The 14,069-nt window shown below is 72.9% G+C and carries 14 protein-coding genes and 1 tRNA gene; 8 read left to right on the forward strand and 7 right to left on the reverse strand.

Translation table 11 applies throughout. The features are described from left to right. Positions 1-26 precede the first annotated feature (26 nt). Positions 27-995: a PLP-dependent cysteine synthase family protein gene (locus ACIF6L_RS30405; RefSeq protein ID WP_396490672.1), complete on the forward strand. Its 969-nt coding sequence runs from the start codon at positions 27-29 to the stop codon at positions 993-995. Between the two features lie 49 nt (positions 996-1,044). Here the strand turns inward: ACIF6L_RS30405 and ACIF6L_RS30410 are convergent, their stop codons facing one another. Further along, positions 1,045-1,497 carry a type II toxin-antitoxin system PemK/MazF family toxin gene (locus tag ACIF6L_RS30410; RefSeq protein ID WP_396490671.1) on the reverse strand — a complete coding sequence of 151 codons (453 nt, stop codon included), beginning with the start codon at positions 1,495-1,497 and terminating at the stop codon, positions 1,045-1,047. Between the two features lie 184 nt (positions 1,498-1,681). Between ACIF6L_RS30410 and ACIF6L_RS30415 the strand changes: the two genes are divergently transcribed. Together ACIF6L_RS30415 and ACIF6L_RS30420 are read left to right on the forward strand one after the other, a co-directional pair. Continuing rightward, positions 1,682-1,873 (forward strand): MerR family transcriptional regulator, encoded by a 192-nt coding sequence (locus ACIF6L_RS30415; protein WP_329487833.1) that lies wholly within the window; start codon positions 1,682-1,684, stop codon positions 1,871-1,873. 183 nt (positions 1,874-2,056) lie between these two features. After that, entirely contained in the window at positions 2,057-2,803 is a 747-nt protein-coding gene (locus ACIF6L_RS30420; RefSeq protein WP_359804945.1) for an MBL fold metallo-hydrolase, read from the forward strand. A gap of 4 nt (positions 2,804-2,807) precedes the next feature. Here the strand turns inward: ACIF6L_RS30420 and ACIF6L_RS30425 are convergent, their stop codons facing one another. Continuing rightward, positions 2,808-3,722, reverse strand: coding sequence for a branched-chain amino acid transaminase (locus ACIF6L_RS30425; protein ID WP_396490670.1), 915 nt, complete (start codon positions 3,720-3,722; stop codon positions 2,808-2,810). Positions 3,723-3,894: 172 nt separating this feature from the next. Between ACIF6L_RS30425 and ACIF6L_RS30430 the strand changes: the two genes are divergently transcribed. Beyond that, positions 3,895-4,974, forward strand: a complete 1,080-nt coding sequence (locus ACIF6L_RS30430) for a LuxR C-terminal-related transcriptional regulator (protein WP_396490669.1) — start codon at positions 3,895-3,897, stop codon at positions 4,972-4,974. Between the two features lie 37 nt (positions 4,975-5,011). Here ACIF6L_RS30430 and ACIF6L_RS30435 read toward each other — a convergent pair whose 3' ends face one another. The 4 genes from ACIF6L_RS30435 to ACIF6L_RS30450 form a co-directional block, all read right to left on the reverse strand. Beyond that, the gene (locus ACIF6L_RS30435) at positions 5,012-6,292 is read right to left on the reverse strand and encodes an LLM class flavin-dependent oxidoreductase (protein ID WP_396490668.1); all 1,281 of its coding nucleotides are present in this window, start codon (positions 6,290-6,292) and stop codon (positions 5,012-5,014) included. Continuing rightward, entirely contained in the window at positions 6,289-7,383 is a 1,095-nt protein-coding gene (locus ACIF6L_RS30440; RefSeq protein ID WP_396490667.1) for an LLM class flavin-dependent oxidoreductase, read from the reverse strand. The genes ACIF6L_RS30435 and ACIF6L_RS30440 overlap by 4 nt, the downstream gene beginning before the upstream one ends. Before the next feature lie 369 nt (positions 7,384-7,752). Further along, positions 7,753-9,030, reverse strand: a complete 1,278-nt coding sequence (locus ACIF6L_RS30445) for a PTS transporter subunit EIIC (protein WP_329487827.1) — start codon at positions 9,028-9,030, stop codon at positions 7,753-7,755. A gap of 849 nt (positions 9,031-9,879) precedes the next feature. Continuing rightward, positions 9,880-11,169, reverse strand: a complete 1,290-nt coding sequence (locus tag ACIF6L_RS30450; RefSeq protein ID WP_352293185.1) for a PTS transporter subunit EIIC — start codon at positions 11,167-11,169, stop codon at positions 9,880-9,882. 400 nt (positions 11,170-11,569) lie between these two features. Between ACIF6L_RS30450 and ACIF6L_RS30455 the strand changes: the two genes are divergently transcribed. The 4 genes from ACIF6L_RS30455 to rdgB all read left to right on the forward strand — a co-directional run bounded on the left by ACIF6L_RS30455 (position 11,570) and on the right by rdgB (position 13,909). Continuing rightward, positions 11,570-11,803: a glucose PTS transporter subunit EIIB gene (locus tag ACIF6L_RS30455; protein WP_030060521.1), complete on the forward strand. Its 234-nt coding sequence runs from the start codon at positions 11,570-11,572 to the stop codon at positions 11,801-11,803. A gap of 194 nt (positions 11,804-11,997) precedes the next feature. Then, positions 11,998-12,723, forward strand: a complete 726-nt coding sequence (rph, locus tag ACIF6L_RS30460) for a ribonuclease PH (RefSeq protein WP_352293183.1) — start codon at positions 11,998-12,000, stop codon at positions 12,721-12,723. A gap of 170 nt (positions 12,724-12,893) precedes the next feature. Continuing rightward, positions 12,894-13,283 carry a hypothetical protein gene (locus tag ACIF6L_RS30465; RefSeq protein ID WP_329487824.1) on the forward strand — a complete coding sequence of 130 codons (390 nt, stop codon included), beginning with the start codon at positions 12,894-12,896 and terminating at the stop codon, positions 13,281-13,283. 20 nt (positions 13,284-13,303) lie between these two features. Continuing rightward, positions 13,304-13,909: an RdgB/HAM1 family non-canonical purine NTP pyrophosphatase gene (rdgB, locus tag ACIF6L_RS30470; RefSeq protein ID WP_396490666.1), complete on the forward strand. Its 606-nt coding sequence runs from the start codon at positions 13,304-13,306 to the stop codon at positions 13,907-13,909. Positions 13,910-13,978: 69 nt separating this feature from the next. On the opposite strand, the gene ACIF6L_RS30475 is transcribed toward rdgB, so the two are convergent. Further along, positions 13,979-14,062: transfer RNA gene (locus tag ACIF6L_RS30475), tRNA-Leu, on the reverse strand. Between the last annotated feature and the right edge of the window lie 7 nt (positions 14,063-14,069).

Below are 14,069 nucleotides of genomic sequence, written 5' to 3' on the forward strand. Positions count from 1 at the left end.
CTCACCGCCGTTGCCGGAGGCACCCCTTGCGTTACGACAGCCCGCTCGAAGCCGTCGGCAACACCCCGCTGGTCCGCCTGCCCCGACTCTCCGCCGCCGTCCCCGGCAACACCGACGGCCTGGTGACGCTCTGGGCCAAGCTGGAGGACCGCAACCCCACCGGCTCCATCAAGGACCGCCCCGCGCTGCACATGATCGAGCGCGCCGAGGCCGCCGGGCTGCTCACCCCCGGGTGCACCATCCTGGAGCCCACCAGCGGCAACACCGGCATCTCGCTCGCTATGGCCGCCAAGCTCAAGGGCTACCGGATGGTCTGCGTGATGCCGGAGAACACCAGCGAGGAGCGCCGCGAGCTGCTGCGCATATGGGGCGCGGAGATCATCCCCTCACCGGCCGCCGGCGGCTCCAACACCGCGGTGCGGATCGCCAAGGAGATCGCCGCCGAGCACCCCGACTGGGTGATGCTCTACCAGTACGGCAACCCCGACAACGCCGGCGCCCACTACGCCACCACCGGCCCCGAGATCCTCGCCGACCTGCCCTCCGTCACCCACTTCGTGGCCGGCCTGGGCACCACCGGCACCCTGATGGGCGTCGGCCGGTTCCTGCGCGAGAAGGTGCCCGGGGTGCGGATCGTCGCCGCCGAGCCCCGCTACGACGACCTGGTCTACGGCCTGCGCAACCTCGACGAGGGCTTCGTCCCCGAGCTGTACGACGCCGAGGTGCTCACCACCCGCTTCTCGGTCGGCTCCGCCGACGCCGTCCGCCGCACCCGTGAACTCCTCCAGCAGGAGGGCATCTTCGCGGGCGTCTCCACCGGCGCCATCCTGCACGCCGCGATCGGCGTCGGCCGCAAGGCCGCCACCGCCGCGGAGCGCGCCGACATCGTCTTCGTCGTCGCGGACGGCGGCTGGAAGTACCTCTCCACCGGCATCTACACCGCCGAGTCGACCGAGGCCGCGGTCGAGGCCCTGCAGGGCCAGCTCTGGGCCTGACGGAGGCTCCGGGCCCGTCCCCCCTGCGGCCCGGCCCGGCCGGACGCCCCTAGCCCGAGACCGCCTGCCGGGCCCGGGCCCAGATCCGCCCGTCGACCACACCGGCCCGGCGGCGGAAGGCCGAGAGCGGCACCTCGCGCAGCTCGTCGGTCTCCAGCCAGCTGGTCCGCCCCTGGCGGTCGCCCACCGAGCCGGGCGGCAGCGCCAGCACGCCCGGCCGCTCCGCGTGGTGCTTGCTGGTGATCTTCGCGACGGTCGCGGTCCGGCCGCCGACCCGCAGCACCAGGCAGGGGCGGTCCTTCGCCCCCGGGCCGTCCTCGAACGGCACCTCCGCCCACCAGATCTCCTGCGGCGCCGGGCCCGGGCGCCCCTTCGCCGGGCGCGGCCGCGGCGCCGGCCGGGTCGGCGCGGGCCCGCCGCGGGCCCGCCGGACCAGCACCCACACGACAACGGCCAGCAGCGCGGCACCCGCCACGGCCAGCAGCACCCAGAAGCCAGTCATGCGCCAGACCGTACCCGGCACCCGGCCGGCCCCACCACCACGACGGCTGTGACAGTCGGGCATTTATCCGTTCCCTGCTCCCGGTTCGTCACGGAATGACCACGGAGTCCGTTGTGCGCCGGATGCCGCTCCCGGGGCCCGGAAAGCTGATCACGCACGTCCCCCCTGCACCCCGAGGTGACCCGTGAGCCGCAGCACCGACCTGTGGTCGTACGCCGAGATCGCCCGCCACATCAACGTCCAGCCGGAGACCGTCCGCAACTACCGCCGGCACGGCCTGCTCCCCGACCCCGATGCCGTCGACGGCAACGGCCACCCCCGCTGGCACCCCGACACGATCAAGGCCTGGGCCCGCCGGCGCCCCGGCCACCGCTGAACCACCGCACCGAGCCGCCCCCGGCGTTCTGGTGATTCCAGCCACAGCCCGGCACGGAGACGGGGGCAAAGTGCCCCTCCGCCCTTACTCTCGACACGCGAACGCAGTGCTACCCGCCGGTTCACCGGCCGGTACTGCCATTGACCAGCAGCAGCCGAAACGTGTCGGGGCGGAGGGGCTCGGATGAAACTGACCGTGGTGGGGTGCTCGGGGAGCTTCCCGTCCGCCGACTCGCCGTGCTCCAGCTACCTCGTGGAGGCCGACGGCTACCGCGTCGTGCTCGACCTCGGCAACGGCGCGCTCGGCGCCCTGCAGAAGTACGTCAGCCTCTACGAGGTCGACGCCGTCCTGCTCAGCCACCTGCACGCCGACCACTGCGTCGACCTCTGCGCCTACTGGGTCGCCCGCAACTACCGGGCCGAGGGCTGCCCCGACCCGCTGCCCGTCTACGGCCCGGCCGGCACCGCCGAGCGGATGGCCCGCGCCTACGACATGCCCGAGAACCCCGGCATGAAGGGGGTCTTCGACTTCCGGACCCTCACCCCCGGCGCCTTCGACCTCGGCCCGTTCCGGATCGAGGTCGCCCAGGTCAACCACCCCGTCGACGCGTTCGCCTTCCGGCTCGAACACGCCGGCCGCACCCTCGTCTACTCCGGCGACACCGGCGAGAGCGCCGCCCTCGTCGAACTCGCCCGCGACAGCGACCTCTTCCTCTGCGAAGCCGCCTACATCGACGGCCGCGACACCTACCGGGCCGTCCACCTCAACGGCCGCGAGGCCGGCGAACACGCCACCGCCGCCCGCGCCCGCCGGCTCGTCCTCACCCACATCCCGCCGTGGACCGACGCCGAACACAACCGCCGGGACGCCGCCGCCGCCTTCGCCGGACCGGTCGACATCGCGAGAGCCGGCGCCGTCTACGACCTCTGAACGCTCACCCCACCGGCGTCAGCCAGCGCCGGTAGCGCGGGTCCTCGCCGGAGACCGCCGCCTCGTACGCCTCGCGCAGCCGCTCCGTGACCGGGCCGAGGGAGGACGGCAGCTCGCGGTCGTCCAGTGACCGCACCGGCACCACCCCGGCCGCCGTCCCGCACAGGAACACCTCGTCCGCCGCGTACAGGTCCGAGCGCAGCAGACCCTCCACCCGCACCGGCACCCCCAGACCGGCGGCCAGCTCCAGCACCGTGTCCTGGGTGATCCCCTCCAACGCGCCCGCGCTCGACGGCGGCGTCCGCAGCACCCCGTCACGCACCAGGAACACGTTCTCGCCGGTGCACTCGCTCACCGAACCGTCCGACCCCAGCAGCAGCGCCTCGTCGTACCCCGCGTCGCTCGCCTCCCGGCGGGCCAGCACCGAGTTCAGGTACGGCCCGGTCGCCTTCGCCGCAGGCGGCACCGCGTTCGGGTCGTTCCGTCGCCAACTGCTCGTCTTCACCCTGATCCCACCACCGCCGTCCGGCAGTTGGGACTGCCACTGCCAACTCGCGATCGCCGTGGTGGTGGGCGAGAAGCGCATGTCCAGGCCCATCGAGCCGTACCCCAGGAACGCGAAGTGCCGCAGATAGCACGACCGGTGGCCGTTCGCCCGGACCAGCTCCACCGTCGCCTTGGTCAAATCCTCCACACTGTAGGGGAGTTCCATCCGCAGCATCCGCGCACTGCGGTCCAGCCGGCGCAGGTGCTCGGGCAGCCGGAACACCGCCGGACCGTCCGCCGTCTCGAACACCCGGGTGCCCTCCAGCACTCCCGTGCCGTAGTGCAGGCCGTGCGTCAGCACATGCGTCCGCGCCTGCTGCCAGGGCACCAGCGCGCCGTCCATCCAGATCGTCGAAGCCTCGGGAAGAGCCATGGCCCCATCCTGGCCGCCGACGGACCGCGGCCGGGCCCTCCCGGCGCTGCCGCAACCGGACATGACCGGGAGCGGAACCGGCCCGCCGCCCCGCCCCTCGGAAGCCCCGGCCCGCCGTCTCGCTCCTCGGAAACCCCGGCCCGCCCGCGCCCGGCCTCACTACGCTGCGCCGATGCAGCGCATGGAGAGTGCGGCGCGGGCCGACCACCCCGCCGGCGGCCCCGACCGCGACGCCACCCGTCTCTACGCCCGGCTGCTCGCCGAACCCGGCCGCCCGGCCGCCGACCTCGGCCTCGGTTGGGACGAGCCCCGCCTGGCCGCCGCCACCGCCGAACTCCGCGCCCTCGGCCTGCTCCAGCCCACCGCGGCCGCCGGGGCGGACGGCACCGGCACGGCCGGACACGCCGCCGTCTCCGTCGACACCGCCGTCCGCCAACTGCTGCTCGACGCGGACACCCAGGTCACCGCCCTCGTCGAGGCCCTGGGCCGGGCCCGCGACTCCGTCGACCGCCTGCACACCGGCTACCTGCCGGTCCAGCACCGCCGGCCCGGCGGCGCCGCCCTCGAACTCGTCCGCGGCGCCGACCGGATCGCCGCCCTGCTGGAGGACGCGGCCCGCGGCGCCCGCACCCGGGCCCTCTCCCTCCGGCCCGGCCAGGACCTCTCCGGCCCCGCCCTGGCGGGCAAGTTGGCCCGCGAACGCCTCGCCCTCGACCGCGGCGCCGCCCTGCGCTCCGTCTACCCGGCCGCCGCGCTGCGCCGGCCCGCCGTGCTCGCGCACGTCCGGGAGCTGACCGGGGCCGGGGCGCGGATCAGGGTCGCGCACTCGCTGCCGCTCCGGCTGATCGTGGTCGACGCCCGGCTGGCGATCCTGCCCGCGCCGGGCGACCTGTCGGACGAGGTGTCCGAGGACGGGCCGGACGCGGCTGCTCCCCGGGTCCGGGGCCGTGCGGAGGCCGCCGTGGTGGTCCGCGAGCCGGCCCTGGTCGCCCTGGTCGCGGAGCTGTTCGAGTACTTCTGGTCGGCGGCCTCGACCCCGCCGGAACTGCATCCGGGGGCGGCGGGGAGGACGGACCGTCATGACGTGGTGCTGCGGCTGCTCGCGGCCGGGCTGACGGACGCCGCGATCGCCCGGAAGCTGGAGGTCTCCGAGCGGACGGTGCGCCGGCTGGTCGCCGAGCTGACCGCCGACCTGGGCGCGGAGAGCCGCTTCCAGGCCGGCGTCCACGCGGCCCGCCTCGGCCGGATCTGAGGCCGTTCCGGGCGGGACGCCCGCCCGTCCGAGGCGCTCAGCGCCGCCCGGGAACGGGCAGGCCGAGGTGGTCGCGCAGGGTCGTCCCGGTGTACTCGGTGCGGAACACCCCGCGTTCCTGGAGCAGCGGCACCACCTGGTCCACGAAGTCGTCCAGGCCGCCCGGCGTGAGGTGCGGGACGAGGATGAAGCCGTCCGCCGCGTCGTTCTGCACATAGGCGTCGAGCTGCTCGGCGACCGCCGCCGGGGTGCCGATGAAGGACTGCCGGCCGGTCACCTCGATCACCAGCTCGCGGCTGCTGAGCCGCTTCTCGGCGGCGACCGCGCGCCACCGGGCGGCGATCTCCAGCGGGTCCCCGATCCTGGTCCGGCCCTGGACGACGGTGCTGTCGACCACCGGGTCGGCGGTGGGCAGCGGGCCGTCCGGGTCGTGGTCGGACAGGTCGATGCCCCAGACCTGCTCCAGGTAGGCGATGGCGGTCTGCGGTCCGACCTGGGCGCGGCGGATCTCGGCGGCCCGCTCGGTCGCCTCCTCGTCGGTGTCGCCCAGGACGTAGGTGACCCCGGGCATGATCTTCAGCTCGTCCGGCTTGCGCCCGTACGCGGCCAGCCGGCGCTTGACGTCGGTGTGGAAGGCCTGGCCGGCGGTGAGGGTCGAGTGCCGGCTGAAGATGATGTCGGCGGTGGCGGCGGCGAACTCCCGGCCCTCGTCGGAGTCCCCGGCCTGGATCACCACCGGGTGGCCCTGCGGCGGGCGCGGCAGCGACAGCCGGCCCTCGACGTCGAACTGCGGGCCGGTGTGCCGGACCTGCCCGCCGTCCCAGAACTCCCGTGCCAGCTGGACGAACTCGGCGGCCCGGGTGTACCGGTCGGCGCGGTCGAGGAAGCCGCCGCGGCGGAAGTTCTCGCCGGTGAAGGCGTCCGAGGAGGTGACCACGTTCCAGGCCGCCCGGCCGCCGGAGAGGTGGTCGAGCGACGCGAACCGGCGGGCCAGCTCGTACGGCTCGTTGAAGGTCGCGTTGACGGTGGCGGCCAGTCCGAGGTGGGTGGTGACGGCGGCCAGCGCGCCGAGCACGGTGATCGACTCGGGCCGGCCGACCACGTCCAGGTCGTGGATCAGGCCGTTGACCTCGCGCAGCCGCAGGCCCTCGGCGAGGAAGAAGAAGTCGAACCGGCCGCGCTCGGCGGTCTCCGCGAGGTGGCGGAAGGAGGCGAACTCGATCTGGCTGCGGGACGCCGGGTCGGTCCAGACCGTGGTGTTGTTGACGCCGGGGAAGTGCGCGGCGAGGTGGATCTGCTTCAGCGGTCGGTCCGTCATCGGGTCACCTCGGCGTGGGCGGCGGCGGTCGCCGTGGGAGCGGCGGGAGCGGGAGTGGCGGGGGCGTACCGGTTGGCCGGGCGGGCCAGGCCGAGGTGGTCGCGCAGGGTGGTGCCGGTGTAGCCGGTGCGGAACAGGCCGCGCTCGCGCAGGGCCGGGACGACGTGGTCGGCCACCGCGGCGAGGTCCCGGGCCGGGTCGGCGGGGACGAGGTGGAAGCCGTCGACGCCGCCGCCGCCCTCGGTGACCTCCCGGATCAGCGCGCTGATCGAGGCGCCGTCGGGGAGGTCCGCGGTGAGCCTGGCGAGGATCCGCAGGCCCTCGCCCGCCCGCAGCCGCAGTTCGGTGGCGGCGGTCAGCCGGGCCGCCGGGCCGGGGGCGTCCAGCAGGACGACGTCCGCGTACCGGGCGGCCGTCTCCACCCGGGCCCGGCTGCCGGCGGGGGCGCCCGGGGCGAGGTCGGCGGCGGAGACCGGGACGGCGATCACCGGTCGGCCCTGGGGCGGGCGAGGGGTGATGGAGGGGCCGCGGACCGAGAAGTGCGGGCCCGCGAAGTCGATGTAGTGCAGCTTGCCCCGGTCGATGAACCGGCCGGTGGCCACGTCGCGGATCTCCGCGTCGTCCTCCCAGCTGTCCCAGAGCCGCGCGGCGACCTCGGCGGCGTCGGCCGCCTCCGCCCAGAGCTCGTCGGCCGGGGCGACGCCCTTGCGCCCGAAGGCCCGGGCCTGCGCCTCGGTGTCGGAGATCCCGATCAGCCAGCCGGCCCGGCCCTCGCTCACCCAGTCCAGGGTGTTGACCGATATCGAGGTGTGGAACGGCTCGGTGTGCGTGGTGGTGACGGTCGGGACCAGGCCGAGCCCCCGGGTCAGCGGCGCGAGCCGGGCGAAGGTGGCGAGGGCGTCGAGCCGGTGCGGCTCGGGTGCGTAGGAGTCGTCGAGGGTGACGAAGTCGAGCGCGGCGCGCTCGGCGTGGCGGGCGAGGGCGGTGAAGTGCCCGGCGTCGAAGCGGCCGGGGCTGTCGACGGCGGCGGACAGGTGCAACTGGCGCGGCATGGCGTGGCCTTGACTTTCCTCGTGCGTGCGCTGCTTCATCTTCGTTTCGCGCACGGGACGCAGCTGGGTACGTGGCGGTGGCCCGGGTACGGGCCGACACGAGAGGCGGGGAAGCGGGGGCCGGGGCGCGGCGGGAGGTCAGCCGGGCGGCGGCGGGGGGAACGGACGGGTCAGGCGCAACACGCGGCCGACCACACACGACCGAAGTCGATGTGGCAGCGGCTGACCAGGATGCGCGGCGCGTTCACCGCCTCAGTTGACCAGCGCGGTCGCCGGTTCGTCAACCGTCGTCCCACCGGCCGGGCGGTGGCCGCGGGCCGGGCCGGGACGCGCGACGGCCCCGCCCCGCCGCTCGGGGGAGCGAGCGGCGGGGCGGGGCCGTGGAGTGGTGCGGGTCGTTCCTCGGCGTCAGGCCTTGGTGACGTCCTCGATCTCCTCGTCGTCCTCGCGACCGGGGGTCTTGAGGTTGAACTTGACGATCGCGAAGCGGAACAGGAAGTAGTACAGCGCTCCGAACACGAGACCCAGCGGGATGATCATCCACGGGTCGGTGGCCTTGTTCCACGCCAGCAGGTAGTCGATCAGACCACCGGAGAAGGTGAAGCCGTCGTGCACGCCGAGCGCCCAGGTGACGGCCATCGAGACGGCGGTCAGCAGCGCGTGGATCACGTACAGGACCGGGGCGATGAAGACGAAGGAGAACTCGATCGGCTCGGTGACACCGGTCACGAAGGAGGTCAGCGCCAGCGAGAGCATCATGCCGGTGACGGCCTTGCGGCGGTGCGGCTTGGCGGTGTGGGCGATGGCGAACGCGGCGGCCGGCAGGGCGAACATCATGATCGGGAAGAAGCCCGACATGAACTGTCCGGCGGTCGGGTCACCGGCGAAGAAGCGGGTCAGGTCGCCGTGCACGACGGTGCCGTCGGGCTTGGTGAAGTCACCGGTCTGGAACCAGGCGTAGGAGTTCACGAACTGGTGCATGCCGACCGGCAGCAGACCGCGGTTGACCAGGCCGAACGCACCGGCGCCGAACGCGCCGGCACCGATCAGGGAGTCGTTCAGGCTCTTGATGGCGTCGCCGATCGGGCCCCAGGTCAGGGCGAAGACCACACCGACGGCGGTGCCGACGAAGGCCATGATGATCGGGACCAGGCGGCGGCCGTTGAAGAAGCCGAGCCAGTCGACCAGCCGGGTGCGGTGGTACTTCTGCCACAGCACGGCCGAGAGCAGACCGATCACGATGCCGCCGAGCACGCCCGGGTTCTGGTACGTGGCGGCCGCGTCCTTGCCGGGCAGGACCTGGGCCTCGGTGACCGGGAACGCGGTCAGCACGTTCTTGTACACCAGGAAGCCGACGAGGGCCGCGAGCGCGGTGGAGCCGTCGGCCTTCTTGGCGAAGCCGATCGCGATGCCCACCGCGAACAGCAGCGGCAGGTTGTCGAAGACGGCGCCACCGGCGGTGTTGAACACCGCGGCGACCTTGTCCCAGCCGAGGCCGTCCTTGCCGAACACGTCGTCCTGGCCGAGCCGCAGCAGCAGACCGGCGGCGGGGAGAACGGCGATGGGCAGCTGGAGGCTGCGGCCGATCTTCTGCAGACCCTGCAGCAGGTTCTGGCCGAACTTCTTGGTGGGGCTTGGCGTGGCCGGAGCCGCGGCGGGCGCCGGTGCCTGCGCAGACTGACTCATGGGGGTGGGTTCCTAACGGCAGGGCGGGTCGGTCGGGGGGGTAGGTGCACAGAGGGGCCGAACCGCGAACTGGTCTACACCACACGTGGTGTAGACCAGTTTTGTAGCACGGGTGGAGAAGGGGGGGAAGCCCTGAAAGCGGTGCTGGTGAGAAGCGCTATGAAATCGAAACCTACTTGCGGATCGACGATCATGATTACCCGCCGTGATTGGGATTTTGGCTATTTGCGCAACAAAAAGGCCGGGGCCACCCCCGGCGGGCCCGGCGACCCCCGGACGGACGGCCGGGAGGGCGGCGGCAGCCGGCGGGCGCGGGCGGCCGGACGCTCCCGCCGGGCGCCGTTCGCCGCCGGGCCGGGGGTCGCCGCGGGTGCCGGACGGCCGGGGCGCGGCCGGTGCCGGGCTCGCCGCGAGGGGCCGGTGCGATGTGCCGGACCCCCTGAACCCGCCGCGGGTATTCGCCGTCGCATTGCGACCGGACTCGGCGGCCGCCCTCGCCGGCTCGGAGAAACCAAAGGCGAAGCCGGTGGGCGAGTACGGTGACGCATTGCCGCGCGGTGCGCCGCGCGGCGGCGGTGATCTTCCCCCCACCCGGGTCGCCGGCTTCGCCGGAGACCGCCCGTCCGGCCGCCGCCGGGGCGCCGCGGCCCTGTCCCGGCCGGGCCCCGGGCCGCCGGGCGCCGGGTGCCGGCCCGGCGCCCCGTCGGCGGCGGGGCCGGCCGCCGAATTTCCCGGACCGGTCCGGGAATGGTTTTCCGGCCGGGACGATCGTCCTTTCGCGAATATGCCGAAGGCCCCCGGACCAAGGGTCCGAGGGCCTATTCCGGCGGGCGTCCGGTGACGCTCGGTTTATGCCTTGGTCACGTCCTCGACCTCGTCGTCGTCCTCGCGCCCGGGTGTTTTCATGTTGAATTTCACGATGATGAACCGGAAGAGCGCGTAGTACACGACGGCGAAGCAGAGCCCGATCGGGATGATCAGCCAGGGCTTGGTGGCCAGGCTCCAGTTGATCGCGTAGTCGATCAGGCCGGCCGAGAAGCTGAACCCGTCGTGCACCCCGAGCGCCCAGGTGATCGCCATCGAGGCGCCGGTCAGCAGCGCGTGCACCGCGTACAGCGCGGGCGCGACATAGGCGAAGGAGTACTCGATCGGTTCGGTGACGCCGGTCACGAAGGACGTCAGGCCGACCGAGAGCATCAGCCCGTAGATCTCCTTGCGGCGGTGCGGCTTGGCCGCGTGCGCCATCGCCAGCGCCGCCGCCGGCAGGGCGAACATCATGATCGGGAAGAAACCGGAGGTGAACTGGCCCGCCGTCGGGTCACCGGCCAGGAAGCGCGGGATGTCGCCGTGCACGACCATGCCGTCGGGCTTGGTGAAGTCGCCGAACTGGAACCAGACGAAGGTGTTCAGCAACTGGTGCATGCCGATCAGCAGCAGTACGCGGTTGGCCACGCCGAAGATGCCGGCGCCGCCCGCGTCCAGGTCGGCCAGCCACTGGCTCACGTCGTTGAAGGCGCGGCCGATCGGCGGCCAGGCCCAGACCGCCAGCACCGCCAGCAGCATGCCGACCACGGCGGTGATCATCGGGACGAGCCGGCGGCCGTTGAAGAAGCCGAGCCAGTCGACCAGCCGGGTGCGGTGGTAGCGCACCCAGAGCCACGCCGACAGCAGGCCGATCAGGATGCCGCCCAGGACGCCCGGGTTCTGGTAGGTCGCGGCGGCCGACTTGGCCGAGGTGAAGTCCACGCACTGGTTGCCGACCAGCACGGTCGGCAGCTTGCAGTCCTCCGGGAAGGCGTGCAGCACGGCGTAGAAGACCAGGAAGCCCACCACGGCCGCCAGTGCCGTGGAGCCGTCCGCCTTCTTGGCCATGCCGATCGCGACCCCGATGCAGAACAGCAGCGGCAGGCCGAGCGAGGAGTCCAGCAGAGCGCCGCCGGCCGCCGCGAACACCTTGGCGACGTCGTCCCAGCCGAGACCGTCCTTCCCGAACACGTCGGGCTGTCCGAGCCGGTTGAGGATGCCCGCCGCCGGCAGCACGGCGACCGGCAGCTGGAGCGAGCGGCCCATCTTCTGGAGTCCGCCGTAGAAGGTGTGCCACCACGTGGTCCGCGGGGCTGTGGCGCCTGCCGAACTCATCCTTCGCCCTCCGAGAGCAGTTGCCGAGCGCTGGCCCCCTGGGGGACCCTCGGACGGGGTTCAGGAACACCCGGGGCGCTTCCTGCGTTCATCGGAGTACACATATATTGGTGTAGACCACTTTGGGAGGCAGGCCGCGCGCACCGGGGCAGAAGCCCCGCTGATCGTCATCCTCGGACGAAGATCCAGACCGTGCGCGCCGGAATGGGCCAAAAGTGGACTAACGTGGCAGATCGGTCCAACTCGGGTGATGCTGGTCGCGCTGCGGCGCAGCGCGACGGCAGCTGAACCCGCGTCAGCACCGACAGCGACGACCCCGGCCGGCGGCCGGGGCACCCCGCACAGCGCAGGACGGCACCCGGCAGAGCAGCCGACGGGCCGAGACAGAGGGAGAAATCAGATGGCCAGCAAGGCTGAGAAGATCGTCGCCGGTCTGGGCGGCATCGACAACATCGAAGAGGTCGAAGGCTGCATCACCCGCCTGCGTACCGAGGTGAAGGACGCCTCCCTCGTCGACGAGGCCGCGCTGAAGGCCGCCGGCGCCCACGGCGTCGTCAAGATGGGCACCGCGATCCAGGTCGTCATCGGTACCGACGCCGACCCGATCGCCGCCGACATCGAGGACATGATGTGAGCTGAGCCCACCAGGCTCGGCACCACCAGGCTCGGCACCACCCGGCCCGCCGCCCCCCGTGGACGGCGGGCCGGCGCCGTCCGGCGCACCGGGCACAACCGTTCGGGCACCCCGCCACGGGCCCGCCGGGCACCGCCGACGACCCGTCCGACCCTGCCGGAATCACCCGACCGGACCGACTACGCTCGGTGCCTATGTCACGCATCGACGGCCGCACCCCCGACCAGCTCCGCCCCATCACCATCGAGCGGGGCTGGAGCAAGCACGCCGAAGGCTCCGTCCTCATCTCCTACGGCGACACCAAGGTGCTGTGCACCGCCAGCGTCACCGAAGGCGTCCCGCGCTGGCGCAAGGGCAGCGGCGAGGGCTGGGTCACCGCCGAGTACTCCATGCTCCCGCGCGCCACCAACACCCGCGGCGACCGCGAGGCCGTCAAGGGCCGCATCGGCGGACGCACCCACGAGATCAGCCGCCTCATCGGCCGCTCGCTGCGCGCCGTCATCGACCACCGCGCCCTCGCCGAGAACACCATCGTCCTCGACTGCGACGTCCTCCAGGCCGACGGCGGCACCCGCACCGCCGCCATCACCGGCGCCTACGTCGCCCTCGCCGACGCCGTCTCCTGGGCCCGCGAGAAGAAGATCCTCCGCGCCAAGGGCCAGCCCATCACCGGCGGCGTCAGCGCCGTCAGCGTCGGCATCATCGACGGCGTCCCGATGCTCGACCTCCGCTACGAGGAGGACGTCCGCGCCGAGACCGACATGAACATCGTCTGCACCTCCGACGGCCGCTTCGTCGAGGTCCAGGGCACCGCCGAGGGCGCCCCCTTCGACCGCGCCCTGCTCGACCAGCTCCTGGACCTCGGCACCCTCGGCTGCGCCGAGCTGGACGAGATCCAGCGCAAGGCCCTGGAGGGCTGAGCCCGCCACCGGTGCCCGAAGGGGCTCCGGCGCGTGGCCGAACCGCGACACCAGCGCTGTACAGGCCGGGCCCGGAGCCCTTACGGTTCCCGCAGCACCCCGTTGTGGGAACCGCGCACCCCCGGGGGCGCGTCATTCCGTTCCGGAACCCGCGCACCCAGGAGGACCGGATGCCCCAGAGCATCGCCCGCCCCGCCACCCTCGCCGTGGCCGGCCTGATCGCCATCCTCCCGCTCAGCGCGGTCAGTTGCTCGGCCGCCCAGAAGGCGCTCGACTGCGGCAACACGGCGGTCCGCATCACCGGGGACATCAGCGACGTCACCACCGCCTTCAACAACGCCAGCAACGACTCGGCCGCCGCCGGCCAGGCCCTGCAGAAGCTCAAGAACGACCTCGACGACCTCGGCAAGAACTCCAAGAACACCGACGTCGCCAAGGCCATCACCGACCTCAACACCCAGGTCGGCAAGGTCCAGCAGGCCATCAACGACAAGCAGGCCCCCGACCTGAAGCCGCTCGGCGACGCCGCCGGCAACCTCACCCAGGTCTGCACCGGCTGACGTCCGGTTAGGGTGGGTTCATGTCCACCCGTCTGATTCTCGCCACCCGCAACCAGAACAAGGTCGCCGAGCTCCGCGCCATCCTCGGCGAGGCCGGCCTCGACGTCGAACTGGTCGGCGCCGATGCCTACCCGGAGATCCCGGACGTCCGCGAGACCGGCGTCACCTTCGCCGAGAACTCGCTGCTCAAGGCACACGCCCTCGCGCAGGCCACCGGCCTGCCCGCGGTCGCCGACGACTCCGGCCTCTGCGTCGACGTCCTCGGCGGCGCCCCCGGCATCTTCTCCGCCCGCTGGGCCGGCAAGCACGGCGACGACCGCGCCAACCTGGACCTGCTGCTGGCCCAGCTCGGCGACATCGCCCCGGAGCACCGCGGCGCCCACTTCTTCTGCGCCGCCGCCCTGGCCCTGCCGGACGGCACCGAGCGCGTCGTCGAGGGCCGCCTCCTCGGCACCCTGCGGACGGCCCCGGCCGGCGAGGGCGGCTTCGGCTACGACCCGATCCTGGAGCCCCTGGGCGAGACCCGCACCTGCGCCGAACTGACGGCGGCGGAGAAGAACGCCATCAGCCACCGCGGCAAGGCCTTCCGCGCCCTGGCCCCGGTCCTGAAGGACCTGCTGGGCTGACGGGGCATCGAGAACGACGGAGGCCCACCCGGGAAATCATTCCGGGTGGGCCTTCGATTCAAAGGCTAGTGCGGCCTGAGGGAGTCGAACCCTCACGGGATTTCTCCCACTGGATCCTAAGTCCAGCGCGACTGCCAGTTCCGCCAAGGCCGCATGGCCT

This window comes from Kitasatospora sp. NPDC086009 (genome assembly GCF_044540385.1).
GTDB lineage: Bacteria > Actinomycetota > Actinomycetes > Streptomycetales > Streptomycetaceae > Kitasatospora.

Excerpts from the sequence above, each read along its gene's own strand:
- ACIF6L_RS30440 (WP_396490667.1), bottom strand. The coding sequence starts at position 7,383 with ATGAAGCAGCGCACGCACGAGGAAAGTCAAGGCCACGCCATGCCGCGC.
- ACIF6L_RS30455 (WP_030060521.1), top strand. The coding sequence starts at position 11,570 with ATGGCCAGCAAGGCTGAGAAGATCGTCGCCGGTCTGGGCGGCATCGAC.
- rph (WP_352293183.1), top strand. The coding sequence starts at position 11,998 with ATGTCACGCATCGACGGCCGCACCCCCGACCAGCTCCGCCCCATCACC.
- ACIF6L_RS30410 (WP_396490671.1), bottom strand. The coding sequence starts at position 1,497 with ATGACTGGCTTCTGGGTGCTGCTGGCCGTGGCGGGTGCCGCGCTGCTG.
- ACIF6L_RS30435 (WP_396490668.1), bottom strand. The coding sequence starts at position 6,292 with ATGACGGACCGACCGCTGAAGCAGATCCACCTCGCCGCGCACTTCCCC.
- rdgB (WP_396490666.1), top strand. The coding sequence starts at position 13,304 with ATGTCCACCCGTCTGATTCTCGCCACCCGCAACCAGAACAAGGTCGCC.
- ACIF6L_RS30465 (WP_329487824.1), top strand. The coding sequence starts at position 12,894 with ATGCCCCAGAGCATCGCCCGCCCCGCCACCCTCGCCGTGGCCGGCCTG.
- ACIF6L_RS30445 (WP_329487827.1), bottom strand. The coding sequence starts at position 9,030 with ATGAGTCAGTCTGCGCAGGCACCGGCGCCCGCCGCGGCTCCGGCCACG.
- ACIF6L_RS30425 (WP_396490670.1), bottom strand. The coding sequence starts at position 3,722 with ATGGCTCTTCCCGAGGCTTCGACGATCTGGATGGACGGCGCGCTGGTG.
- ACIF6L_RS30420 (WP_359804945.1), top strand. The coding sequence starts at position 2,057 with ATGAAACTGACCGTGGTGGGGTGCTCGGGGAGCTTCCCGTCCGCCGAC.
- ACIF6L_RS30430 (WP_396490669.1), top strand. The coding sequence starts at position 3,895 with ATGCAGCGCATGGAGAGTGCGGCGCGGGCCGACCACCCCGCCGGCGGC.
- ACIF6L_RS30450 (WP_352293185.1), bottom strand. The coding sequence starts at position 11,169 with ATGAGTTCGGCAGGCGCCACAGCCCCGCGGACCACGTGGTGGCACACC.